Source organism: Pseudolactococcus reticulitermitis (assembly GCF_002260845.1).
Lineage (GTDB): Bacteria > Bacillota > Bacilli > Lactobacillales > Streptococcaceae > Pseudolactococcus > Pseudolactococcus reticulitermitis.
The window spans coordinates 634,858-660,183 of record NZ_BEDT01000001.1 but is presented as its reverse complement, the minus strand read 5'-3'; the positions used below and the strand labels follow the sequence as shown (position 1 = coordinate 660,183).

25 protein-coding genes and 1 riboswitch are annotated in these 25,326 nt (G+C 39.7%); of the genes, 19 read left to right on the top strand and 6 right to left on the bottom strand.

Annotated elements, in window-relative coordinates; translation table 11 throughout:
• Positions 1–65 precede the first annotated feature (65 nt).
• Positions 66–509, bottom strand: a complete 444-nt coding sequence (locus RsY01_RS03165; RefSeq protein WP_094784104.1) for a flavodoxin — start codon at positions 507–509, stop codon at positions 66–68.
• A 213-nt stretch (positions 510–722) separates the two neighbouring features.
• Between RsY01_RS03165 and RsY01_RS03160 the strand changes: the two genes are divergently transcribed.
• The gene (locus tag RsY01_RS03160) at positions 723–1,577 is read left to right on the top strand and encodes a methionyl aminopeptidase (protein WP_094784103.1); all 855 of its coding nucleotides are present in this window, start codon (positions 723–725) and stop codon (positions 1,575–1,577) included.
• Positions 1,578–1,612: 35 nt separating this feature from the next.
• Positions 1,613–2,539 carry a YihY/virulence factor BrkB family protein gene (locus RsY01_RS03155; protein ID WP_094784102.1) on the top strand — a complete coding sequence of 309 codons (927 nt, stop codon included), beginning with the start codon at positions 1,613–1,615 and terminating at the stop codon, positions 2,537–2,539.
• 7 nt (positions 2,540–2,546) lie between these two features.
• Here RsY01_RS03155 and RsY01_RS03150 read toward each other — a convergent pair whose 3' ends face one another.
• Positions 2,547–2,981: a GtrA family protein gene (locus tag RsY01_RS03150; protein WP_094784101.1), complete on the bottom strand. Its 435-nt coding sequence runs from the start codon at positions 2,979–2,981 to the stop codon at positions 2,547–2,549.
• Positions 2,982–3,010: 29 nt separating this feature from the next.
• A riboswitch (PreQ1 riboswitch) is annotated at positions 3,011–3,129 on the top strand.
• Here RsY01_RS03150 and RsY01_RS03145 point away from each other — a divergent pair.
• From RsY01_RS03145 to RsY01_RS03135, 3 genes are all read left to right on the top strand, one after another.
• Entirely contained in the window at positions 3,127–3,630 is a 504-nt protein-coding gene (locus RsY01_RS03145) for a QueT transporter family protein (protein ID WP_094784100.1), read from the top strand. Its footprint overlaps the riboswitch before it by 3 nt.
• A gap of 15 nt (positions 3,631–3,645) precedes the next feature.
• Positions 3,646–4,119, top strand: coding sequence for a glutathione peroxidase (locus tag RsY01_RS03140; RefSeq protein ID WP_094784099.1), 474 nt, complete (start codon positions 3,646–3,648; stop codon positions 4,117–4,119).
• A gap of 87 nt (positions 4,120–4,206) precedes the next feature.
• Positions 4,207–4,398: a hypothetical protein gene (locus tag RsY01_RS03135; RefSeq protein WP_031366157.1), complete on the top strand. Its 192-nt coding sequence runs from the start codon at positions 4,207–4,209 to the stop codon at positions 4,396–4,398.
• Between the two features lie 53 nt (positions 4,399–4,451).
• Here the strand turns inward: RsY01_RS03135 and RsY01_RS03130 are convergent, their stop codons facing one another.
• A complete protein-coding gene (locus RsY01_RS03130; protein ID WP_094784098.1) occupies positions 4,452–5,063 on the bottom strand; it encodes a flavin reductase family protein in 612 nt (203 codons plus the stop codon).
• 57 nt (positions 5,064–5,120) lie between these two features.
• Positions 5,121–6,278: a ring-cleaving dioxygenase gene (locus RsY01_RS03125; protein WP_094784097.1), complete on the bottom strand. Its 1,158-nt coding sequence runs from the start codon at positions 6,276–6,278 to the stop codon at positions 5,121–5,123.
• Positions 6,279–6,510: 232 nt separating this feature from the next.
• Here RsY01_RS03125 and RsY01_RS11110 point away from each other — a divergent pair, with 232 nt between their 5' ends.
• The gene (locus RsY01_RS11110; protein WP_094784096.1) at positions 6,511–6,687 is read left to right on the top strand and encodes a DUF3272 family protein; all 177 of its coding nucleotides are present in this window, start codon (positions 6,511–6,513) and stop codon (positions 6,685–6,687) included.
• A 39-nt stretch (positions 6,688–6,726) separates the two neighbouring features.
• Here the strand turns inward: RsY01_RS11110 and RsY01_RS03115 are convergent, their stop codons facing one another.
• On the bottom strand, positions 6,727–7,452 hold the full coding sequence (locus RsY01_RS03115; protein ID WP_094784095.1) for a biotin--[acetyl-CoA-carboxylase] ligase: 726 nt from the start codon (positions 7,450–7,452) through the stop codon (positions 6,727–6,729).
• A gap of 148 nt (positions 7,453–7,600) precedes the next feature.
• Between RsY01_RS03115 and metK the strand changes: the two genes are divergently transcribed.
• From metK to RsY01_RS03065, 10 genes are all read left to right on the top strand, one after another.
• Positions 7,601–8,788 (top strand): methionine adenosyltransferase, encoded by a 1,188-nt coding sequence (metK, locus tag RsY01_RS03110; RefSeq protein WP_094784094.1) that lies wholly within the window; start codon positions 7,601–7,603, stop codon positions 8,786–8,788.
• Between the two features lie 246 nt (positions 8,789–9,034).
• A complete protein-coding gene (gene rny, locus RsY01_RS03105) occupies positions 9,035–10,636 on the top strand; it encodes a ribonuclease Y (protein WP_094784093.1) in 1,602 nt (533 codons plus the stop codon).
• A 209-nt stretch (positions 10,637–10,845) separates the two neighbouring features.
• Positions 10,846–11,475 (top strand): guanylate kinase, encoded by a 630-nt coding sequence (gmk, locus tag RsY01_RS03100; protein ID WP_094784092.1) that lies wholly within the window; start codon positions 10,846–10,848, stop codon positions 11,473–11,475.
• Between the two features lie 89 nt (positions 11,476–11,564).
• Positions 11,565–11,972 (top strand): DNA-directed RNA polymerase subunit omega, encoded by a 408-nt coding sequence (gene rpoZ, locus RsY01_RS03095; protein WP_094784091.1) that lies wholly within the window; start codon positions 11,565–11,567, stop codon positions 11,970–11,972.
• Positions 11,973–12,084: 112 nt separating this feature from the next.
• A complete protein-coding gene (locus RsY01_RS03090; protein WP_094784090.1) occupies positions 12,085–14,481 on the top strand; it encodes a primosomal protein N' in 2,397 nt (798 codons plus the stop codon).
• Between the two features lie 149 nt (positions 14,482–14,630).
• Complete coding sequence (locus tag RsY01_RS03085; protein ID WP_094784089.1) at positions 14,631–15,206, top strand: restriction endonuclease subunit S; 576 nt, start codon at positions 14,631–14,633, stop codon at positions 15,204–15,206.
• A gap of 2 nt (positions 15,207–15,208) precedes the next feature.
• The gene (locus tag RsY01_RS03080; RefSeq protein WP_094784088.1) at positions 15,209–18,304 is read left to right on the top strand and encodes a type I restriction endonuclease subunit R; all 3,096 of its coding nucleotides are present in this window, start codon (positions 15,209–15,211) and stop codon (positions 18,302–18,304) included.
• Between the two features lie 2 nt (positions 18,305–18,306).
• The gene (locus RsY01_RS03075) at positions 18,307–19,203 is read left to right on the top strand and encodes an Abi family protein (protein ID WP_094784087.1); all 897 of its coding nucleotides are present in this window, start codon (positions 18,307–18,309) and stop codon (positions 19,201–19,203) included.
• A gap of 162 nt (positions 19,204–19,365) precedes the next feature.
• Positions 19,366–20,727, top strand: coding sequence for a restriction endonuclease subunit S (locus RsY01_RS03070; RefSeq protein WP_094784086.1), 1,362 nt, complete (start codon positions 19,366–19,368; stop codon positions 20,725–20,727).
• Positions 20,728–20,774: 47 nt separating this feature from the next.
• Positions 20,775–22,394 carry a type I restriction-modification system subunit M gene (locus tag RsY01_RS03065; RefSeq protein ID WP_094784085.1) on the top strand — a complete coding sequence of 540 codons (1,620 nt, stop codon included), beginning with the start codon at positions 20,775–20,777 and terminating at the stop codon, positions 22,392–22,394.
• On the opposite strand, the gene RsY01_RS03060 is transcribed toward RsY01_RS03065, so the two are convergent.
• Complete coding sequence (locus RsY01_RS03060) at positions 22,362–22,982, bottom strand: restriction endonuclease subunit S (RefSeq protein WP_238594936.1); 621 nt, start codon at positions 22,980–22,982, stop codon at positions 22,362–22,364. The genes RsY01_RS03065 and RsY01_RS03060 overlap by 33 nt on opposite strands.
• Between RsY01_RS03060 and RsY01_RS03055 the strand changes: the two genes are divergently transcribed.
• The 3 genes from RsY01_RS03055 (at position 22,922) to rlmB (ending at position 25,325) form a co-directional block, all read left to right on the top strand.
• On the top strand, positions 22,922–23,473 hold the full coding sequence (locus RsY01_RS03055) for a restriction endonuclease subunit S (protein ID WP_094784084.1): 552 nt from the start codon (positions 22,922–22,924) through the stop codon (positions 23,471–23,473). The two genes, RsY01_RS03060 and RsY01_RS03055, sit on opposite strands and share 61 nt — an antisense overlap.
• Positions 23,474–23,506: 33 nt before the next feature.
• Positions 23,507–24,433, top strand: coding sequence for a site-specific integrase (locus RsY01_RS03050; protein ID WP_094784083.1), 927 nt, complete (start codon positions 23,507–23,509; stop codon positions 24,431–24,433).
• Positions 24,434–24,554: 121 nt separating this feature from the next.
• Positions 24,555–25,325 carry a 23S rRNA (guanosine(2251)-2'-O)-methyltransferase RlmB gene (gene rlmB / locus RsY01_RS03045; RefSeq protein WP_094784082.1) on the top strand — a complete coding sequence of 257 codons (771 nt, stop codon included), beginning with the start codon at positions 24,555–24,557 and terminating at the stop codon, positions 25,323–25,325.
• The last annotated feature ends 1 nt before the right edge of the window (position 25,326 follow it).

Genomic DNA, 25,326 nt, shown 5'->3' with positions numbered 1-25,326 from the left:
GCAAATCGACATATAAAAACTGCACGAGGATATTCTCGTGCAGTTTATTTTTGATTCAGCTTAGATTAGCTAAATTTAGCGGCAAGTGTTTCAGCGAATGATTCGAGTTTCACGATGTCATCTTCTTCAGCAGCCAAGTCAACTTTGACACTGTCAGCGCCTTTTTCAGCTGATGTTTTTTCAAAAGCAGCTTCAAAATCATCAACCGATTTACAAAATTCATCGTAGAACGTATCGCCAGAACCAATGACACCGAAGATTTTACCGGAAAGGTCTAAATCTTGCAAATCGTCGTAGAAATCAACGATTTCGTCAGGCAACTCGCCGTCACCGTAGGTGTAAGAAGCGACAATAGCGATGTCAGCATCTTCAAAGTCAGATGCGTCAACGGTCGTACACTCATCAATATCAACGTCGAGACCAAGTGCCTCAAGTTTTTCCGCAACGATGTCAGCAATCTCTTCAGTATTCCCCGTCATGCTAGCATATACAATCTTAGCCAAAGCCATAATAATCTCCAATTTACATTTTTATAATAAGAAAATTATACCAAAATACGTTAAAAAATCAAGTTTTTTGACTTTTTAGAAAAATGCAAGCAGTTGCTACTTTTTAACGACAGAAAGACATCTCCTGTCAATAAATTCCCTAAAGCTAGCAGAAATTTGATAAAATAGACATAGACTAAAAATAGACTAAAAAACGAGAAGGATATTTTATTCATGATTACACTTAAATCACCACGCGAAATTGCCATGATGCAAGAGGCTTCAGACGTCTTAGCAGGCATCCATATTGGGCTTCGCGATATTATCAAACCGGGCATTGACATGTGGGAAATCGAAAGCTATGTGCGCCGCATCTGTAAGGAAAAAAACGCCATTCCTCTGCAAATCGGCGTTGATGAAGGCAATGTCAATCCCTACCCTTATGCGACTTGCTGCTGCCTTAATGACGAAGTTGCCCACAGTTTTCCGCGTAAAGGTCACATCTTAAAATCAGGCGATTTGATTAAGGTCGACATGGTCATTGGCACGGGCGGTGGTATTGACATGAGCAAGGCTAATTTTGATGATGGCATGGCGATGAAGGCTCTGGCGGATAATTTCACCGGTGGCGTTGCGGATTCGTGCTGGGCCTACGCAGTTGGGGAAGTCTCTGACGAGGTCAAACAGCTCATGACTGTCACGAAAGAAAGCCTCTACCGTGGGATTGAAGCGGCTCAAGTTGGTAATCGCATTGGCGATATTGGCCACGCTATCCAATCCTACGCTGAAAGTTTTGGCTACGGTGTTGTCCGTGATTTGGTTGGTCATGGCGTTGGCCCAACCATGCACGAAGATCCACTCGTGCCGCATTATGGCACACCAGGAAAAGGGCTTCGCTTGCGCGAAGGCATGGTCTTGACGATTGAGCCGATGATTAATACAGGTGATTGGGAAATTGATCATCCAAGTAATGAACGGGGCTACACAACGCTTGATGGCAGTCTTTCTTGTCAATATGAACATCAATTTGTCGTCACAAAAAATGGACCAGTTATTTTAACGAGCCAAGGTGAAGAAGGGACGTATTAAGCGGAGTTAGCGTTAAGGATAAAGGAAAGGATGGCATGAAACATTTAATTGAAAAAATTCTAGCCTCCAGACGTCTCAATGATTTTCTGTTCTTTTACAAATCAGCTGAGATGAATTTGTCGAGCATTGCGGTGGCATACTATCTGCTTTTATCTCTCTTTCCAGTCCTGATGATTGTCGGCAATATCCTGCCCTTTCTCCATCTGGATACGGCGATGATTCTTGACTTTTTAAAGGATAATTTGCCACGCCAACTCTATGCCACGATTGCTAATATTGTCGATAGTATTTTATCTAGACCCAGTACAGGTTTGCTGTCTGTCTCAGTTTTGACGGGATTTTGGACCTTTTCCAAAGCCATGACCAGTCTGCAAATGGCGATGAATAAAGCTTATGAAGTTAGTGATCATCGCGATTTTCTCGTCAGTCAATTCTTTTCAATCATTGCCAGTTTTGCGATTATCCTTTTCTTGTTTGTTGCCGTGCTCCTGTCGACATTTGGTCAGGCAGTGCTAGCCAATATCTACAAGCATATCAAGTTTGACCCGCATCTTTATGCGACCCTGCATAACATGACCATTCCAGCGGTCGCCATCACCGTTTTTTGCGCCCTAGCCCTGCTCTACTTCATCATGCCAAATGTTAAAATTCGCAAGATGAAGTATGTGCTACCGGGTACCGTTTTTTCCACCGTCGTCTTGGTTTTCTTGACCAATGTCCTAGGGAAATATATCGGGCGCACGACAGATATGATGGCAGACTTGAAAACCGTCGGCAGTTTGGTCGTCTTCGCTTTGATGCTTTGGTTTATCTTTATCGCCAAAGTGCTGATATTCGGCGCCATACTCAATGCGGTCTATCTGAAACGCCATGGGGACATCGAAACCAGACGAGGCGAAATTGTCGCCATCATCAAAAATGTGAATAGTAAGAAGTTAGAAGAAAAAGCCAGATCAAATTGATCTGGCTTTATTTCTTAGTGAAAATTAAAAATTTAGAGAAAATATAGTTTAAGACAATGGTTAAGACTTGAAGAAAGAGCGTAAGGAAGAACACACTTTGATCAAGCGTGAGATGCAAGGCATTCATGAGGATACTTGGATGTGTATCAATGAAGTACCAGTTAGCCAAAACAGACAAAAGCATGACAAAGATTCGGCTAGTGACAAATTTGATAAATTCTTGTAGCAGTGAATTTGTCGTCCGCTCAAAGACCCAAAATTTATTGGTCACAAAAGCAAATAGGATAGAAATGGCTTGCGCAATGATTTCAGAAGCCACACCGTTTTGCAAAGCCGAGAAACTCAGCATTTTAAAGATAAAAAAGACAATAGTTGTCGCAACACCAGCTAGCAGATATTTAAAAATCTGGTTGGTTATGATTTTGTTAATTGTAGTTTTCATACCTGAAAGTATATCATTTTTGAGGGAAATTTGCTATACTTGTACTTGCTTGAAATAAGCCTCATGTGTTGCCTATTTCAAGCCCTCTGTACTTTCTCGCTTTGACAGAGCATATTACAATCGCTGATGCGATAAAGGAGATTTTATGAAAAACTTTAAAGTACTTGACTTGGTGCAAATCGCCATTGTCGTCGCCCTCTACGTCGTAATCACAGTCGTCTTAGGACCGCTAGGTTCTGGCGCCGTGCAGTTTAGGCTGTCTGAGTTATTTAACTTCCTCGCCTTCTACAATAAAAAATACATCTGGGCTGTCACCATTGGCTGTATGATTTCAAATTATATGGTCTTCGGAATTGTCGATGTCATCGTTGGTGGTCTATCTACCCTGATTTTTGTTAGCCTAGGTGTGTATCTGTTCCAAAAATATATGAACACAGATGTGCTTAAAGGTCTCACCAACAAAGCTTTTATCTACTTTGCCATCTTCTTTTCACTCTCAATGGTCACGATTGCTGCCGAGCTTAACATCATGTTTCAAGCGCCGTTTTTCATCACGTGGTTGACGACTGGCTTGGGAGAGTTGCTCTCGCTTTTAATTGGCGCGGTCATCATTTCCCAAATTTCGAAACGCCTAGATTTGACAAAATAGGTGTATAATAAAAGTATGACAATCTATGATTTTAAAGTAAAAAACAATAAAGGCGAACTCGTCTCGCTATCTGACTATGAGGGGCAAACTCTTTTAATCGTCAATACGGCGACTGGCTGTGGTTTTATCCCGCAATACAAAGGCTTGCAAGCCCTCTACGACACTTACAAAGCGCAAGGCTTCACGATTTTAGATTTTCCGTCTAATCAGTTTGGCGGTCAAGCCCCGGGCAGTGCCGAAGAAATCGCTGAATTTTGTGAATTGCGCTACCACACGACTTTCCCACAATTTGCGAAAATTGAGGTCAATGGTGCAAACGCTGAGCCACTTTATACTTACTTAAAAGGTGAGCAAGGCGGTGCTGTGACTTCTGACATCAAATGGAATTTTACGAAATTCCTAGTCGATAAAACAGGAAAAGTCGTGAAACGCTATGGTTCAGCCAAGAAACCTGAAAATATCGCCCAAGACATCGAAGCAATACTTTAAACGCTCATTTGGGCGTTTTTATGTTATAATGAAGACATAAAGAAAACGCTTACGAAAAAGATTTGCAACTAGAAATGGAGAGAAGGTATGAACAAAGAACAAATGGTCTACAAACTCAAGCAACTCGGTCATAATCAAGCCAAAATTGCTGAAATTTTTATCGGTAATCAAGAATTTCACCGTGCTGAAATTGCCCAAACCAAACACATTATGTATGAAAACTTTGCGGAATTATTGGAACACTGGTTGGAGGACGAAAAAGAGCATATTGGGGCTTAATCAAGGTATCAAAAAAACGATGTCAGTTGAAAAACTGGCATCGCTTTTTGTAATTATTGCGGGCGTTCTAAGTCAAACAAATCCCCTAATTCAGCATAGGTATTGCCTGCCAATCTTGCAATCGGTTGAAAGGCATCAGGTTTGACATAAAATTTCTCAGCATCAAACACGGTATCTGAAAAGGCAAAATTAGTAATTTCAAGCAACATGAGATTGCTGACCACATAACCATTGGTTTCGATTGGAATGTGTTTAAATAATTTTGCTTCAAATCTAATCGGTGCATCAATGATTGACGGGACGCTGACAGTTTGAGACGGCTCAGTCGGAATGCCAAAAGTCTCAATTTCACTCATTTGGCTTGGCAAACTAGCCGCTGTCCTATTCATGGCTTCGACATTATCAGGCGAGATAAAGTGAATGACAGCCTCTCCTGTTTCAAGTAAGTTGTTGACGGAATCTTTTTGCCCTAGCATAGAGATGCTGACCAATGGTGGCTGGCTACTGACAACGTTGAAAAAACTAAACGGTGCAGCATTGACGACACCATCGACTGACTGGGTGGTCACCCAAGCAATCGGGCGGGGAATGACACTACCTGAAAGCAATTTATAAGCTAGAAAGGGATTGAGTTGATTTAATTCATCAGTGGTGAAATTTTTCATGAAATTTTCCTTTACTAACGAAAACGACGACATCAGCCGTCATTTTCAAAGTTTGTATTATTGATTATCGTTGTGAACAGCTTGCGGATTATGTGCTAAAATTCGTGAAATTGTCCAGATGTCCTTGTCATCACGTTTGTCGTGGGCATCTGATGTGTCCAGTGGGCGAAGACGAGCAGCAGTCGCCGCTTTGACCGCTTCATCACCAGGGAAAAGATGTGGTGGCAAGCTGAGATCAAGACCGGCTTCTGCTTTGGTTTCGTCAATCCAGAAACCGCTTGTTATCAAGGCTTCTTCATAGGAATCAACCTTGCCAGCACCAGATTTCGCCATATCAAGGGCACCAATCCCCGGTGTGTCTGTTGCCAATTCAAATAGCACTTGTGGTGCGACACGGAAATATTCGCTTGAGAAGTAGAAACGATCGACCAATCCAGAATCAGGGAAACGGAAGGATTTGATGCGCTCAATCCAGTAGCTGAGACTTTCTGGGTCTTTCACCCGAAGTGCCAAGTGGTGAATGTTACCGAAACCTTGCCAAGCAACGCCTTCATCTGGTGCATCTTCGATAATCAAAGTTGCACCATTGCCACCTTCAGCAAGTTCATATTGATGAAAGGCACCCTCATCACCTGTTTTACGAAAACCTAATACTTTATCCAGTACTAAGTCCATGTGTTCGTAATTGGCAACTTTGACAAATACTGGGCCAAGACCGACGATAGCGTGTTCATCAGGGACATTTGACAATTGCCAAGGTTGACCAGCAGGGACACCGACATTTGTTTCATCTGAAATGAGTTGATAGTGTTGCCCGTCGAAATCTTCGAATTCGACATATTTCTTACCAAAACGTGTTGCAATCTCGCCGTGAGTGACTTCAGCTTGGTCGAAACGTGATAACCAGTAGGTCAGTGAAGTATCAGTAGGGACGCGGAATGATGCACGGTCGATATTGTTCGTGCCTTTGGTCCCCTTAGGAATACCGGGGAAGTCGAAGAAGGTCATATCAGTGCCCGCATTGCCATCTTCATCAGTGAAGTAAAGGTGATACGTTTCGTAATCGTCTTGGTTGACGGTTAATTTGGCGAGACGTAAGCCTAAAATATTGGTAAAGAAATCATAAATATGTTGGGCGCTGGAACTAATGGCAGTGACATGGTGAATGCCGCCGAGTGGGTAACGTGGATCAATTTCAATCGTTGAATCTTTCATGTTGGTAAGCTCCTATTTTCTTAAAATATTAAATCAAAAATCAGTGATAATTGGTTTGTTTACGTTTGTAAACTTTATTCATAAGTTCATAATAAGCCTTTTTGGAAAATAGTGCAAGTATTTTGTCTTGGACTCAATTTGTTCAGATATTTTGGAGTTTGTTTCGGGCTAAGAACGCTAGAAAAATACTTCAGAATTGAAATTTTGCGGGAATTTGTTAGAATAGAATTATATGATAAAAGAACAATTTTATATGTTTATATTTGTGACCATCATTTACGCCTGGTTTTTCGCGGATGCGCTGCTAACAGGTCGTGTTTTCTTGATGGGATTTTGGAGTTTTTTGTTATTCCGAAAATTGAGAGTTGCCTACCTCGCCGACAAATGGATTCGTTTAAATCGTAAATAAGCAAGCCTTGAAAAAAAGCTCTGACACCATTAATCGGTATCAGAGCCATTTTTTTAGGGAAATTTCGCCTGAGGATAGCACCTTGACTAAGCCGTCAGAATTGACAATTAATTCGCCGGTTTCTGTCAAATCAGTCGCTGTACCGATAATCGTACGACCATTTTCTTCGAATTCAACTGTTTTACCGAGGATGAAAGAATGTGATTTGTAAATGTCGAAAAAGTCTTGATTGGCGCTTAATCGGTTAAATTGTGCCCAGATTTCAGCAATCAAGGTATCTCGTGTAATAGTTGGTGTTTCATGTGTAAAGAGTGAGCCTGCTTTTTCTCTTAATTCAATAGGAAAGTCGGCGATATTAAAGTTCAGACCGATACCGATAATAATGGCGTTACTTGATAGCAAATGCTCGACTAAAATGCCACAGATTTTTTTATTGTCCAGATAAATATCATTGACCCACTTGACCAGTGGTTTTTTTGTCGTTAAATTTTCAATCGCTGTTAGCACGGCTGCTGCTGTTAATATCGTATAGTCTTTGACGTCTTCCGATATGTTAAGAACAAGCGACATATAGATGCCACCACTATTGACGGCAAAATATTGCCGACCGAAACGCCCGCGAGTTTGGGTCTGCATCTCAGCGATGAACAATTTTTTGTCGACGAGGTCGTTTTTGGCGTCAAGTTGTGTCGAGGTGGTTTCAGCCACGACAGAGACATCTGTCAGCCAAGGATTTTGCGCCAGAATGGTTTCTTTTTTTAGCATGCTTAAATTATATCACGGAATTAGTCAGAAATGATGGCGAAAAATGTGAGGTCGTGGTAGAATAGGAGTGTTACTTTCCGAAGGTGGTTTTTATTTTTCCAAAAACCGTTTCCTGTAACCGAAAAACTAGAAAAGTAGGGGAAAAATTATGTCAGAAAAAAATCTATTTACCAGCGAAAGCGTCTCAGAAGGACATCCAGATAAAATCGCCGATCAAATTTCGGATGCGATTTTGGATGCCATTTTGGCGCAGGATCCAGATGCCCATGTTGCCGCTGAAACGGTGGTTTACACAGGTTCTGTCCATGTCTTTGGTGAAATTTCAACGACTGCTTATGTCAATATTGACGAGATTGTCAGAAATACGATTAAAGAAATCGGTTATACCGATGCGAACTTTGGCTTTGACTACAAGACAGTCGGTGTTCATCCATCTATCGTGGAGCAGTCGCCAGATATTGCCCAGGGGGTTAATGAAGCGATTGAAGTTCGTGGAACTGAAAATCAAGACGAGCTGGATTTGATTGGGGCAGGTGACCAAGGCTTAATGTTTGGTTTTGCCAGCAAGGAAACGCCAGAATATATGCCACTTGCCATTTCACTCTCGCATCAACTTGTTAAAAAATTAGCTGATTTGCGTAAATCAGGCGAGCTTGCTTACCTACGTCCAGATGCCAAAAGTCAAGTTACGGTTGAATATGACGAAAATGACGTCGCTAAACGCATTGATACCATTGTCATCTCGACTCAGCATGCACCTGAGGCGACCAATGATCAAATTCATGCAGATGTCATCGGAAAAGTCATCAAAGCAGTCATTCCGGCTGAGTTATTAGACGATAAAACCAAATATTTCATCAATCCAACAGGCCGTTTTGTTATCGGTGGGCCTCAAGGGGATTCTGGCTTGACAGGTCGTAAAATTATCGTCGATACTTACGGTGGCTATGCCCACCATGGTGGCGGTGCTTTCTCAGGGAAAGATGCGACGAAAGTTGATCGTTCAGCTTCTTATGCGGCGCGTTACATTGCTAAAAACATTGTGGCTGCTGGTCTTGCTGATAAAGCTGAGATTCAGCTCAGCTATGCGATTGGTGTGGCGCATCCGATTTCGATTCATGTGGAGACATTTGGTACTGGGAAAATCTCGTCAGAACGCTTAATCACAGCCATTCGTGAGCATTTCGATTTACGTCCTGCTGGGATTATTAAGATGTTAGACCTTAAACGCCCAATTTACCGTGCCACAGCTGCTTATGGTCATTTTGGTCGAACTGATGTCGATTTGCCATGGGAAAGATTAGATAAAGTTGACATTCTGCAATCGCTTTTGTGAAATATTTGATAATATGATATAATAAATTCGTATGCGGTAAGTTTTTGACTTACCACATACGAATTTTTTAGGCATCCTTAAAATTGCTATGGTATCGAAGATGTTTAAAAATTGATAACAAGTCAGGTCTGTCAAGGTTTTGAAGGATACTTCAGCTGATAGGCATGACGGATAAATTGAATTTTAAACATGTTTTGAGATAGAAATTTTAACGATGATCTGATATTAGAATAAATGAGGAAAACAATGATTGGAGCACTTATTGCTGGCATCATCATTGCCTTGTTGATTGGATTAGGAATTGGCTTTGTTTTCCGCAATGCTCAATTAAAAAGCGCTCAGGCAGATAGCCAGAGCCTGATTGAAACTGCTGAAAACAAGGCGAATGAACTCACAAGACAGGCTAAGGTCGAGGCTGAAAACCTGAAAAAAGAAGCCGAAAATCTGAGAAAAGAAAAGATTTTAGAGCTGAAAGAAGAAGGTCAAAAACGTCGTGAGTCGATAGAAAATGAATTTACAGAAACTCGGACTGAGTTAAAAGAAACTGAGAAACGTCTGAAACAACGTGAAGAAATCCTTGACCGTAAGGATGATACTTTAACGCGTAAAGAACAATCTCTAGATTCGAAAGAAGAAAATCTATCAAACAAAACTAACACGCTCAACAAGCGCGAAGAAGCATTGTCACAAGTTGAAACAGAAAAAGCCGCAGAGCTTGCACGAATTGCAAGCCTCAGCCATGATGAAGCAAAAGAAATTGTCCTGAATCAAACTAAAGAATCTTTGTCCAAGGAAATGGCACAACTGATTCGCACGAGCGAAGACAAAGCGATGGCCGAGGCGGATAAAAAAGCCAAGAATATTATTACCTTGGCGATGCAACGGGTATCAGGAGACTTCGTCAGCGAGCAGACGGTGAGCGTTGTCACACTGCCTGATGATGGCATGAAAGGTCGGATTATCGGTCGTGAAGGTCGGAATATCCGAACTTTCGAAGCCCTGACAGGGATTGACGTAATCATCGACGATACACCAGAAGCCGTTATCTTGTCTGGCTTTGATCCCATTCGCCGTGAAATTGCGCGCTTAACCTTGGAACAGCTGGTTCAAGATGGTCGCATCCATCCCGCACGTATCGAAGAATTGGTTGAAAAAAATCGTAAAGATTTGGATCGTAAAATTCGTGAATATGGCGAACAAGCCGCCTTTGAAGTTGGCGCGCACACCCTGCATCCTGATCTCATGAAAATCATGGGTCGTTTGCATTTCAGAACCTCTTATGGTCAAAATGTCCTCAATCACTCGATTGAAGTCGCTAATCTCGCTGGTAATCTTGCCGGTGAGATGGGTGAAAATGTAACCCTGGCTAAACGTGCCGGTTTCCTACATGACATCGGTAAAGCGCTAGACCATGAAATTGAAGGGAGTCACGTTGAAATCGGAACTGAATTGGCCAAGAAGTATAAGGAAAATCCAGTCGTGATCAATGCGATTGCCAGTCACCACGGTGATACTGAGCCGACGAATAATATCTCAGTCTTGGTCGCAGCAGCAGATGCTTTATCCGCAGCCCGTCCAGGTGCCCGTCGTGAATCGATTGAAAACTACATCAAACGCCTCCAAAACTTGGAAGAAATTTCAAATGGCTTTGATGGCGTTGAGACATCATTTGCCTTACAAGCTGGTCGTGAAATTCGCGTCATGGTCAATCCAGCGAAATTGTCTGATGATAAGATGACAGTGCTCGCCCATGACATCAAAGAAAAAATCGAAAATGATATGGACTACCCAGGAAATATCAAAGTAACCGTCATCCGTGAAACACGGGCGATTGACTACGCCAAATAAAATGAGTGTCACCTCTTGAGAGGTGGCGCTTTTTTATTTTGTCAATAATCAAGCAACTAGCAGTCAAAAAAACACATTTTACTCAGTTTCGATGTTGCAAGCACCTTTTCAAAGTAAAGAAATTATGGTAAAATGTAAAAATAACTGAATGGGCGTAGGGAAAAGAAAATAAACTTTTGCCGATGTCCTCTGAAAGAAAGAGTGCAAACATGCCAGAACGTGGACTACTAATCGTTTTTTCTGGGCCTTCTGGGGTCGGGAAAGGAACAGTACGGGCGGCGATTTTTGAGTCGAGCCAACATCAATTTGAATATTCTGTGTCCATGACGACACGCCAGCAACGACCAGGCGAAATCGATGGCAAGGATTATTTTTTCAGCACGCGTGAGGCGTTTGAGGAAAGAATCAAGGCGGGTCAAATGCTTGAGTATGCGGAGTATGTCGGCAACTACTACGGCACGCCCCTAGAATATGTCAATCAAACTTTGGATGAAGGCAAGGATGTCTTCCTTGAAATTGAAGTCCAAGGTGCCTTACAAGTCAAGGAAAAAGTGCCAGATGGTGTCTTTATTTTCTTGACCCCGCCTGATTTAGATGAATTACGCGACCGTCTCAGCGGGCGTGGCACAGATAGTCTTGAAGTGATCAATGAGCGCATGGCAAAAGCGCGTGAAGAAATCAAGCTCATGAGTGAATATGATTATGCTGTTGTCAACGATGAAGTTCCGCTCGCTGTTGCGCGCGTGAAAAAAATCGTAGAGGCAGAGCATTTCCGTGTGGATCGTGTGATTGGTCGTTATCAATCGATGCTAGATGCCGCAACGCAAAAGATTAAGTAAGCTATTATTGTACCTAATGTCACTCAGTTGTCTGTTCTTATCAAGACAGCTGAAAAACTAGAATTAAATGATAAAGAGGTTATCAAAATATGATGTTAAAACCGTCAATCGATGTTTTATTAGACAAAGTCGATTCAAAATACTCACTCGTTGTTTTGGAAGCCAAACGTGCCCATGAATTACGTGATGGCGAAAAAGCGACGCAATCATTTTCATCTGTAAAACCGACTTTGCAAGCCTTGGAAGAATTAGCAGATGGGAACGTCAGCATTCATCCAGCACCAGAAGCTAAACGCACAGCTTTGAAAGAAAAACGCGAATTAGAACGTTTGCGTAAAATTGACGAAGAACGTAAAATCAAAGAACAAATCGCCAAAGAACAAGCTGAAGAAGAAGCGAAACAACGCAAAGATAAAGGCGTGCCTGAAGCGCCAGTTGCAGCGGCAGTCGAAACACCAGAAGTGCCTGTTGCAGTTGAAGCAGACGCTGCTGAGTAACAGATACTCAATTAAGCAAATAAAGTGAACATTTTTACTTAAATGAGTATAAAAACTGCTTTGGCAGTTTTTTATTTTACTTCACCTGTATTTGTGCCATAAAGGAGTTGCGATGTCTCAAAAAATTGCGCAAGTCATTGTCGATGTGCCGACGATGCAGACGGACAAACCATTTTCTTACCTCATACCAGAAGAACTTGCTGATTTGATTCAAATTGGGATGCGTGTTCATGTGCCTTTTGGACGGGGCAACCGCTTGATGCAAGGTTTTGTTGTCGGTTTTGGAGATGCTAAGTCACAAGCGACGGCAGGGCAAAACTTGAAATCAATTGCGGAAGTTTTAGATTTTGACCCCGTGTTAAATGCAGAGCAACTGATGTTAGCAGATGCTATGCGAGAAACGGTGTTTTCCTATAAAATTTCGCTCCTCAAAGCCATGTTGCCTAATTTGCTGAATTCGTCTTACGATAAAATTTTAACGACAGAGGATGCAGTCATCGCTCAGCAGTATTTTGGTGAGACGCAAGCCTTGCATTTCTCTTCTTTGGACGAAAAAGAACAAGCCTTGATGATGAAATTCCATCGTGAGGGAAAAATTTCAGTCCAGTATGTTGCCCAGTCTAAAGCAACGATCAAGACTAAGAAACGGCTAACGTTGGCTGATGACATCAAGTTAGATGAGTTGTCGATGACTGCACGTGCTAAAAAGCGCTTGGCGCTACAAAGCTTTCTACAAGAACAGCACCATGCAGGGGAAAACGCATGGGATTACACGACGTTGGTTAAGCTTTTTTCTCGCGATGTCGTCAAGTTTTTCGTGTCAGAAGGTGTTTTGAGCTTGTCAGAAATCGAGGTTTCTCGTGCTCAAGCCTATTTTGACACCATTGTCTCAGACGAGCACAAGGTTTTAAATGCTGAGCAAGAAACCGCTTATCAGGCGATTATTGACAGTCAGGAGAAACCGTTTCTTCTCGAAGGGGTGACTGGTTCTGGCAAAACAGAAGTCTACTTGCAAGTCATCGCCCATGCTATCGAGCAGGGCAAAACAGCGATTATGCTGGTGCCTGAAATTTCTCTGACACCACTCATGACCAATCGGTTTATCGCCCGTTTCGGCGAGCATGTGGCCATCATGCACTCGGGTTTGTCCGATGGTGAAAAGTATGATGAATGGCGCAAAATTAAATCTGGGAAAGCTAAAGTCGTCGTCGGGGCGAGGTCAGCAATTTTTGCGCCTTTGGACAATATCGGTGCGATTATTATCGATGAAGAGCACGAAACCAGTTATAAACAGGACAGCAATCCGCGCTATCATGCGCGAGATGTTGCCATATGGCGGGCAAAATATCATGGGGCTGCGCTGGTTCTAGGCTCTGCAACACCAAGTTTAGAGACCCGCGCACGCGCGCAGCAAAACGTTTATCAGATTCTGCGTTTGACCCAGCGTGCGAGTGCTCAGGCTGAAATTCCTGAGGTCACCATTCTCGATATGCGCAAGCACTTGAATGATAAATCAGCCTCATTTTCGGAAAGTTTGCTGGATAAAATTTCTGAAAAAATAGCTAAACGAGAGCAAGTTGTCCTCATGCTCAATCGCCGTGGTTATTCCTCATTTATCATGTGTCGGGATTGTGGTTTCGTGCCAGAATGTCCCAACTGCGACATTTCGTTGACCTTGCACATGGACACGAAAACGCTGAATTGTCATTATTGTGGGTACACGACAGGGATTCCCCATACTTGCCCTAACTGTCAAAGCAAAAAAATCAGGTACTACGGTAGCGGCACGCAAAAGGTTGAGGAAGAATTATCAGAGTTGATACCTGATGCGCGAATTTTACGGATGGATGTCGATACGACCAAGAAAAAGGGCGCCCATGAGCGCATTTTGTCAAGTTTTGGGGCTGGTGAGGCGGATATTCTTTTGGGCACGCAGATGATTGCCAAAGGCCTTGATTTTCCAAATGTTACCTTGGTTGGCGTCATCAACGCGGATACGGCGCTGAATTTACCAGATTTCCGCGCATCAGAACGCACTTTTCAACTCCTGACACAGGTGGCAGGTCGTGCTGGTCGTGCCGATAAAAAAGGCGAAGTCTTGATTCAGACCTTTAACCCTGACCACTACGCCATTCGTTTAGCGCAAGCGCATGATTATGAAGGCTTTTATCAACTAGAGATGGCCTTTAGACGAAAGTTGAATTATCCGCCTTATTTTTATACGGTGCAGCTCGTCATGTCTCATCAGGATGAAGATGAAGTCGTTAAAAAATCCTATGAAATCATGTCGCTCCTCAAAGCAAATTTGTCAGATCAGGCACGTATTTTGGGACCCATTCCCAAACCCATCGCCCGGACGCATAATTTATATCACTATCAACTGCTCATCAAATACCGTTTTGAAGATAATTTAGCACAGGCACTCAACCAAGTCCTAGACTTGACCCAAGTGTCTGACAATAAAAATTTACGCATCGTCATTGACAATGAACCGCAGAATTTTATGTGATATTAAATATGTATATTGAAAAACCGAGATGGAATATCTCGTTTTTTTGAAATAAAAAAATATTTCAAAAAATGTTTGACTTGTTGAAAAAGAAAGAATATAATATGAAATATAGATGTATTTCATAAAAATATAAAAGAAGGAGAGAGATGAAAAAAATTAAACTAAGTGATTTAGTCCTTCTGGTTCCCGGGATAAATCCGACAAGAGCGAAAGAACAAAATGAAAATCAAGAAATTAATTATTATGATCAAAATGCTTTTAACTTAGATAGTGACTATTTAGTAAATGACAGAGATACTGAAATGACTGATATCAAGCAAAACGCTAACTCTCTTGTAGAGGGGACTGTTCTCATCAGTAACTCAGTTCAACTCGCGACTAAAGTTGGCAGTTTAAATGCAGGGAAAATCCTCTCTCTTAATTTTACAGAAGTTCGATTTATAAGTGATAAGCTTGATAAAAACTATTTTCTCTATCTATTTAATATTTTTCGAGATGTTCAAAAGCAAAAAGAGAGAGAAAAAATGGGGTTGACGATTCAACGAATCCCGATTAAAGCCTTGAATGACATGGTTATACCATTACCTAACCTTGAAAAACAGAAACAAATTGGCGGGATTTATATTGAATCTTTAAAGTTACAAATGGCGTTGAAAAGAAAATCCAATTTAATCAACCAACTTACAAATGAAATGCTTGAAAAAAATATGAAGGATATTTAGCTATGAGTGAAAATAAGACGAAATCAGAACTTGCATTTGAAAAGGAAGTCATTGATCATCTCGCGAATATCGGAGGTGTGAAACAATGGGAATATCGACCAGAAATTACAACGACAGATCGACTTTGGGAAAATTTTAAAAGAATTTTAGAGCAAAATAATCAAGCGCGCTTAGATAATCCTCTGTCGATTACTGAATTTAATCAAGTTAAAAAAGTTATTTCAAGTATTCAAACGCCTTATAAAGCTGGGCAATTTCTTTATGGTGTCAATGGTGTTTCTGAAATTGAAGTTGATTTAGATAATGGCAAGCACGTTTTTTTGACTGTTTTCGATCAAGCTCAAGTTGGGGGTGGCGATACAGTTTATCAAATTGCTAATCAAATTCGGCGTCCAAAAATTATTGATGGTAAAAAGGATCGTCGGTTTGATATTACCTTGTTGATTAATGGTCTTCCGATTGTTCAGATTGAGTTAAAAAAGGCGCTTCATACGACGGCAGAATCCCTTAACCAAATGGAACAGTATATCGCTGAGAAACAATATTCGGATATTTTTTCAACAGTTCAAATTTTGGTTGCCATGACGCCACATGATATTCGATATATGGCGAATACACCTTTGACTGGCTTTAATCGTGCTTTTGCATTTAATTGGCAATATGAAAAGGACGCAAAGCCAGTTCGTTCATGGAAAAATTTTTCAGATGAAGTGTTATCAATTCCTATGGCGCACGATTTGGCAACACGCTATATGATTCTTGATGGCACCAAAAATAAAGAGAGTATCAAAGTGATGCGTCCTTATCAAGTTTATGCGACAAGACGTGTCATAGATGAAGTTCAAAAGTTTGATTTTAAATATGATGATGGGAAACTAGGCTATATTTGGCATACGACGGGTTCAGGAAAAACGATTACAAGTTTTAAGACTGCTTGGCTTTCAAGCCGGCTACCTAATGTAGATAAAGTTGTTTTTCTAGTTGACCGCGTGGCTTTAACCAATCAAACTTCTGACGCTTATCGAGCATATGATCCAGTCGCTGGTTTTGAGGGGAAAACAGGAGTGATTAGCGATACGGCTAATATTTCTGATCTTCATAGAAAACTGACGAAAAAAAGTGATAACAATATTATTGTAACAAGCATTCAAAAAATGTCTCGTTATGTTGTTCGAGAAGATTTTAAATCGCTCAATCAAAACATCTTATTTATCGTTGATGAGGCGCATCGCTCGACCAGTGAAACAGTGAGCCGTAAAGGAGGAAAAGAGAAAGTTCCAATGCTGAAAAACATTCGAGATGCGATTCCTAATTCTGCTTGGGTCGGTTATACAGGAACGCCCAAATTTCCAGAAACGAGAGAGATTTTTGGGGATATCCTTCACGCCTATACGATTAAAGAGGCTATCGCAGATAGAAATGTTCTTGGATTTAATGTGCAGTTTAAAAATACAATTAAAGCCCCAGAAAACCCATCAGATGAAGAAATTGATGATAGCATCAAGGGAAGTGTTTACGATACCAGCGAAGAACACGTGGCGCTTGTCGTTGAAGATATTTTTGAAAATTGGAAACAGCGCTCAAATAATCGAAAATATAACGCCTTGTTTACAGTTCATGTGGGAGGCAATAAACCCAGTACACCACGAGCGATGGCATATTTTGATGCGTTTGTAAAGAAAAACGAAACACTCCCTGAACAGGACCGGCTAAAAGTTGCGGTAAGTTTTTCAGATGATACTTCAAATGGTGCAAATCAACTTAAAACGAATGAAAATTTACATCGGGCGATTCAACATTATAATCAAATGTTCTTTGGGAAAACGAATGCGCCATATGATATGAAGACGGTTAAGGCATACACAGAGGATTTAACAAGTAGACTGAATAAAACTGCTGATGATGGCAACTATTTAGATTTAGTTATTGTGGTTGAACAGCTTTTGACAGGATTTGATGCGCCTGAACTTAACACGCTTTATATTGACCGTACTTTGAAAGGTGGAAGTTTAATTCAAGCCTATTCTCGGACGAATCGCATGCACAATATGATTGAAAAACCAAGAGGTAATGTGGTGAATTATCGTTGGCCTAAACAAAATGAACGTGAAATGAATGAGGCGTTTGGAATTTATTCTAACCGTGCCTCCGCTGATGAGCAACTTTCGCTAGATGAGTTGAAAGAACTCAATGAAGATTCAGGCATTATCTCTAAACCTTTTAGTCAAGTACAAGCAGAAGTGAAAGAGGTTGTTGAAAAGTTATCAATTTTGACGGATGAGTTTATTAAAGTGCCTGACAGTGAAAAAGCGCAGGATGATGCATTTGAGCTTTTAAGGGACTATAACCGTTTGCTTTCACAGCTTAAACAGTATGCCGTTGATGATGATGACAATCCGGTTTCTGCTTACGATAATGCTGAGGATTTCTATAAACGAATTGGGATTACTGAAGATGAAGAAGTCATTCTTACCACAGTAATTGCTGGTGAGTTGAAGGAACGTCGTGCCAAAAGTGAAAATATTGATATTTCACAAGTTAATCTTGAGATGATTCATATTCATGATATTAAGATTGACTATGATTATTTGGTTGATTTGATTGCTAAAATGGCTGATGCAGTCCATGAAGATAAGATGGTAGACGCCGAAGAAACTCGAGAAGAAATTCATTTTGAGATTGCAAAATCTGAAAATGAGCATGAGAAAGCAAAAATATCTGATTTTATTGAGAAAATTTTTGCCAAAGAATTTGAATTTGAAAAATATCCGGCGCCTACCAATGTGGAAGAAATGAATCAAGCGATGGAAAAATCTCAAAAGGATAGCAATATCAAAATTTTAAGAGCATTTATCCAAAAATGGGGGCTTGACAATACGGCAACACCACGTCATCTTGAAACGTTGATTCAAAAACATAAATTTGGACAAGAAGACTTGGATAAGCAAAATGAAATGACAGATATGATGAATGTAGCCAAATCAGATTATAAAGAGCTTGCCTCTGATGAAGTTGCAGCTTTGTCTTGGGTGAAATATCGCATAGAGTTCCGTAAAGCTTTTTATGAAATGGCAGATGAGATGAAAAAAGGAGAGTAGAGATGACGGATGGCAAAGGTAAATTATCTTTTTCGGAATTAATTGCCAGTCTTGATGTGCGAGGTGTGACGTTTGAAGAGATGGCGAAATCTCAGGCAATCTATGTTTTGCAGAACAAGAATTATTACTATAAAATCTCAGCTTTTCGGAAAAACTTTTACAAAAAAGATGGCAGATATTTTCAATTAGACTTTGCCAATCTAGTAGATTTGGCCTCGATAGATATGCAAATCAGATATTTTTTGATGGAAATTTCTTTAGATATTGAGCATTCGATAAAAACTCAGCTAATGCGACTGATAACAGAAAATGAAAAAGAAGATGGTTATACGCTTGTCCAAGAGTTTTCAGCGTCTTATCCGTTTTCTTACAATAAATTTTATGGTCAGTTTGAGCGAAGTCGATATCAAAATGATATGTTTGATAAACGACATGCGCATATTCCAGTATGGACGTTGATTGAGTTGATGGATTTTGGCTCACTCGTTGATTTTGTGCAATTTTACTATCAAAAATATGATAATCGACGTTTAAAGAAAATGAATAATCTTTGCATCAGCGCAAAATATATCCGAAATGCTTGTGCGCATAACAACGTCTTAATGATTAATTTCTTTGGCAGAAAAAATCAGCTAAAAAAATATCCATCTGCAGCAGTTCAAGATTATGCCAGAAGTATTGGGGTTGAACGGAAATTTGTAACTTCTAAAAAGGTAAATGATTTAATTTCGCTATTTGCATTGGAAAAAGAGTACGCCTCGGCAGAACTTTTGGGATATCGTAGAGAACGTGGCAATGAGTTACTTCAACGCTGCTTGCGATATTCAGATAGATATCAAGAAAATCAAAATCTTGTAGATCTCTATCATATTTTCTCAGCATTGGTACACTATCTATAAATCTTTCATTTGACAAAATGTGTCAAAAAATGATAAGATATTAGGTAATGAAAGGGACGTAAATGTCCGCTCGATGAAGTGCGTGCGCCAAGTCGGGTCAAATGAGGAAAGGGTTCTACAGTTGTAGAGCCCTTTTTGTACAGTGATAGAAATGGAAAATAAATGAATAAAAATTATCCTAAAATAAGATTTAGTGAGTTTGAAAAAGCTTTTGAAGAAAATGGTGGTGAACAAAATTCTGAAAATCCATACGCGTGGGAACAGCGTAAACTGGGGGAAGTTTTTGATTTTTCGGTTTCTACCAACTCTTTATCTCGCTCGCAACTTAACTATGATAAAGGAGAAATTAAAAATGTTCACTATGGTGATATTCTTGTAAATTATGGCTCAATTCTTGATGTTGAAACAGATAAAATTCCATTCATAACTGATGGACTATTGGATAAGTATAAACCGAATTTATTAAAGAATGGTGATGTAATTTTTGCAGATGCTGCTGAAGACGACACTGTTGGTAAAGCAGTTGAAGTTAATGGGTTAAGTGATAAAAATCTTGTTTCAGGGCTCCATACAATTGTTGCACGACCAATGGAAAAGATGGCGGATTTTTTTATTGGTTATTATATCAATTCCAATATTTATCACAGCCAACTTTTGAAATTAATGCAAGGTACAAAAGTATCGTCAATTAGTAAGATCAATCTAAAGAAAACTATCGTTTCTTATCCTGAAAATTTAGATGAACAGAAGAAAATTGGAGGCTATTTAAGATTACTCGATACCACCATTACCCTTCATCAGCGTAAGTTAAAAACGCTTGAAAAAATGAAAAAATCGTATCTTCAAAAATTATTTCCAAAAAATGGAGAACAAAATCCTGAAATTCGATTTACTGAGTTTAAAAAATTGTTTGAAGAAAATGGCGGAGGACAAAATTCTGAAAATCCATACGCATGGGAACAGCGTAAGTTGAAAGATATTGTGAATCGAGTTACGAGAAAAAACAAAAATTTGGAGTCAACATTACCATTAACAATATCTGCACAATATGGACTGGTAGACCAGATAACTTTTTTTAATAAACAGATTGCTAGTAAGGATGTGTCTGGATATTATCTACTCCAAAAAGGGGAATTTGCATACAATAAAAGTTACTCTAAAGATTTTCCATGGGGAGCTATAAAGCGGCTTGATATGTATGATGAAGGCGTTCTATCAACTCTTTATATTGCTTTTCGCCCCTTCAAAGTAAATAGCGATTTTCTTGTTTCGTATTATGAAACAGATGGATGGCATAAGGAAGTTGCTATACGAGCTGCTGAAGGGGCAAGAAATCATGGATTATTGAATATTACTGCTGTTGATTTCTTTGATACAGGATTACTGATTCCACCTAATAACGACGAACAACAAGAGATTGGTGGATTTTTTATTGAGCTAGACCACACCATCACCCTTCATCAGCGTAAGTTAAAGGCTTTGCAAGACATGAAAAAATCATTGTTGCAAAAGATGTTTATCTAATGAAAATATAAATTTAGTTAATTAATAAATAAAATAGGAGATACATAATGAGTATTGTTAATGATATAAGCGGTAAACTTTGGGAAATGGCGAACCGTCTGCGTGGCACGATGGATGCTAATGAGTATAAAAACTATATTTTGCCTTTTATGTTCTATCGCTATTTATCAGAAAATCAAAATGATTATTTGATTAAGAATGATTTAGAAGATTTCCTTGATTTGACAGATGACAACGAGGATAAAGAAGATTATCTCGAAGAAATTGCTAAGGGTATTGGTTATGCGATTGATCCGGAATACACTTGGATAAAATTAGTTTCAAAAATTGAAAATCATAAGATTAAAGCAAGTGATTTTCAAGATATGTTTGATTCATTTAGTATCAATAGTAAACGTAATCCAACGACAGCAGAAGATTTCGCCTATGTTTTTTCAGATGTCAATCTTGGAGATACAAGACTTGGAAATGGAACGAATGAACGTGCCAAAGCTTTAAATGATATTGTGTTGATGATTAATAACTTTGAATTTAAAGATGAATCAGGACGGGATATTTTAGGTGATGTTTACCAAGAATTGATTGAGAAATTTGCGGCTAGTGCAGGAAAAAAAGGTGGAGAATTTTATACGCCTCATGCAGTAAGTAAGATTTTATCTAAAATTGTTACAGCATCAGTTACGCAACGTGATGAGCAATTTCGTGTATATGACCCGACAATGGGTTCAGGTTCTTTATTGCTTACGGTTCAAAAAGAATTGCCGGATGGTAATAAAACAGGGAGTGTTTGGTTTTACGGTCAAGAGTTGAATACAACGACCTACAATATGGCGCGAATGAACTTGATGATGCATGATGTCAATTATCGGAACATGGATTTGCGACGTGCTAATACCCTAAATGCAGATTGGCCTTTTGCGGAAAAAGATGGCATTCAAATTCCCTTAAAGTTTGATGCCGTCGTTGCCAATCCGCCCTATTCACAAAATTGGGATATTAAGGAAATGGATCGTACAAAAGATAATCGCTTCAAGGGTTATGGTGTTGCACCAGCTTCAAAAGCAGATTATGCATTCATTTTGCATGGCCTGTATCACTTAGAAAAATCGGGTACAATGGCCATTGTACTGCCACATGGTGTGTTATTCCGTGGTGGTTCAGAAGGCAAAATCCGTCAAAACATCATTGATAATAATTTGCTTGACGCTGTGATTGGCTTACCTGCTAATTTATTCTATGGTACAAGTATACCAACATGTGTATTGGTCTTTAAAGGGCGAGAAGCGAGACAAACGAAAGATATTTTATTTATTGACGCATCAAAAGAATTCGAAAAAGGAAAAAATCAAAATATTCTTTCGGATGAGCAAATTAATCATATTGTTGAGAAATATAAAAACCGTGAAAATGTTGATAAATCTGCTTATGTTGCTACTTTGGACGAAATAAAGGAAAATGAGTATAACTTAAATATTCCAAGATATGTTGATACTTTCGAGGAAGAAGAACCTATCTCGTTAGCTGAAGTGGCGAAAGAGCTTAAAGAAGTTCAAACTGAAATTGACACCTCTACTCAAAAATTATTTGAGATGATGGCTGATTTGAGTGGTACTGATGATGAAACACAAGCCGAATTACAACAATTTCTTGATATATTTAAAAATTGAGTGAAAGAGTCCGATTTCGGGCTCTTTTTGCTTACGCTGATGAAGGGTGATAAGGTTGTCTATTGATGCGAGCAGTTCAGAAATACGCTGCTGTTCTTCAAGGCTACGTGGCGCTGAAATGGCAATTTCACTTATGACGTTGTTCATCAATTTTGGGTTACCAACATGAGAGACATGCTTCCAGGCAATGTTGTTCAACGCCTCGGTAACGGCTTTGTTGGCGTAGCCATCATCGGACAGCAAAACCCCACATACGTTGGTACAATAGAATTTTCCCGGTCTCAATCGCACAGTTCCGGCATTCGCACCATCAGTTGTCCATGTAATTGCATCAGCGTAAAGATATTCCTTGTAATATCCCATCAGCCCGTCGTTTTTTGTTTGAGAGGAATAGACTGGATAAGGGTGTTCAGGCGTTCTATTTTCACTTGTTTCGGGTGCAGCAAGCACATAACCACGGGTAACTTTGAATAAGTCTTTGACCTTACGCTGTTCCCAAGGGTGAGTTTCTATCAGATTTATTTTTAATACCTTATCCTTGGGAACAGCGTAAACTTTCGGAAACCAACGATGTACGTGACGGAACACATGATTCTCCTAAGTATCATAGTGTAGGTCATCCATTAGTAACATCCAAAAACTTATCAAACTCTGGACTTGATATGACCGGTGTTTCTTTGATTTCAGATGAAGATTTTGAAGCAATAAACAAGCGTTCAAAAGTTGATGTTGGCGATATAATTTTCGGGATGATTGGAACTATTGGAAATCCAGTAGTCCTTGATAGAGATGACTTTGCAATAAAAAATGTTGCACTAATTAAGAATGGCGAAGTGCCAAGTTCATTTTTAATCCAATTGTTAAAGTCACCAATATTTGCCGAATATATTAGGAATGAATATGCAGGTAATACACAGAAGTTTTTGGGACTTAGTAAGATACGAGATTACAAATATTTAGCTCCATCATCTGATGAACAGAAGAAAATCGGTGCGTTCTTCTCGCAACTGGATAACCTCATCACCCTTCATCAGCGTAAGGTTTTTTGTAAAATAAATATGCCTGAATGCAATATTTAGGAAATATATTTTATAAATAAAAAGGAGTCAAGTATGTACAATTTTAATGACAAAACGGAGCTTTTTCACGTGTATTATGGTCGGTGGGTTCAAATCTATAAAGAAGGTGCTATTCGTGAAGTTACAATGAGAAAGTATAAAATGACTGAGGAGTGGCTAAAGAAAATAATTCCAACTGTAAAAGTTGAGGAAATGGATAGATTAGTATATCAAAAATTATTGAACGATTATGCTATTTATCACGAACGCCAAACTGTGATGGATTTTCATCATCAACTTAAAGGTGCAATTTTAGATGCCTTAGACGAAGGAATGATCAACCGCGATCCGACACGTAAAGCGATTATTAAAGGGAAGACACCACGATTAAAAAAACAGAAATTTTTGAATCAATTTGAGTTACATGCACTTATCACAGACTTAAATTTAGGTGCAGAGATAAGTTGGGATTGGCTGATTTTACTCATTGCTAAGACAGGGATTCGATTTTCTGAGGCTCTTGCACTAACATCGAAAGATTTTGATTTTTCAAGACAGACATTATCAATCAATAAAACATGGAACTACAAAGGAAAAGGCGGTTTTTTACCAACAAAAAATCGTTCTTCCATTAGAAAAATTCAGATGGATTGGCAACTGATTATCCAATTTTCGGAATTAGTCAAAAATATCTCAGAAGATGCACCAATTTTTGTAAAAGGTAAAATCTTTAATTCTACCGTAAACAGTCATTTAGAGCGACATTGTAAATCAGCGGGGATTCCAATAATTACCATACATGGTCTGAGGCATACTCATGCATCTTTGCTTTTATTTGCGGGCGTATCAATCGCTAGTGTTGCAAGACGATTGGGACATGCAAGTATGACGACGACGCAAAAAACTTATTTGCATATTATTCAGGAATTAGAAAATCAAGATATTGACTTGGTGATGCGGTCATTATCAAACTTGGGTTAGTGCTTTTTGATAATAGTTTGTGACGGAAATCAGATAACTTGAAAGTTTTAAAGTCAAAAGTCGGGAAACGTTGCTAGTTTAGCATTTCCTAAAACCTCTTACTTTTTGCTATAATAGCATTATGAAAAAAAATCAGGAAAACTTTAATGAGACAGAACACATCAACGATACGATTTATGGCGTCCATGCTGTCGTTGATTCATTGACCGAAAACTTAGGTAATAAACTCTATATTCAAGATGATTTACGTGGTAAGAATGTCGATAAAATCAAGGCGCTGGCGAGTGAGAAAAAAGTCGGCATTTCTTTTGTCAGCAAAGAAAAATTGAAAGAGATGGCAGATGGCGGGGTTCATCAAGGCTTTGTCCTCAAAACAAGCGCTTATGCTTATAAGGAATTGTCGGATTTACTAGCCCTGACAGAAGATGCTGAAAATCCCTTGCTCATCGTGATTGATGGGCTGACAGATCCCCATAATTTAGGGAGTATTCTTAGAACGGCTGACGCGACTGGTGTTTCGGGCGTTATTATCCCTAAGCATCGCTCGGTCGGCGTGACGCCGGTTGTCGTTAAAACATCCACTGGCGCCATTAACCATGTGCCAATCGCACGGGTGACCAATTTGTCGCAAACCTTGGACAAGCTGAAGACTGCAGGTTTTTGGGTCTTTGGTACGGATATGAATGGGACGCCGCATGCCAAATGGCAGACGCAAGGTAAAATCGCCTTGATTATCGGCGCGGAGGGCGCGGGGATTACGTCAAACATTAAAAAGCAAGTCGATGAGATGATTACGATTCCGATGAAGGGGCATGTTCAGAGTTTAAATGCGGGTGTTGCTGCGGGAATTCTCATGTATGAGTGGGCCAGGAATTTCGGTCAATCAAATTAAT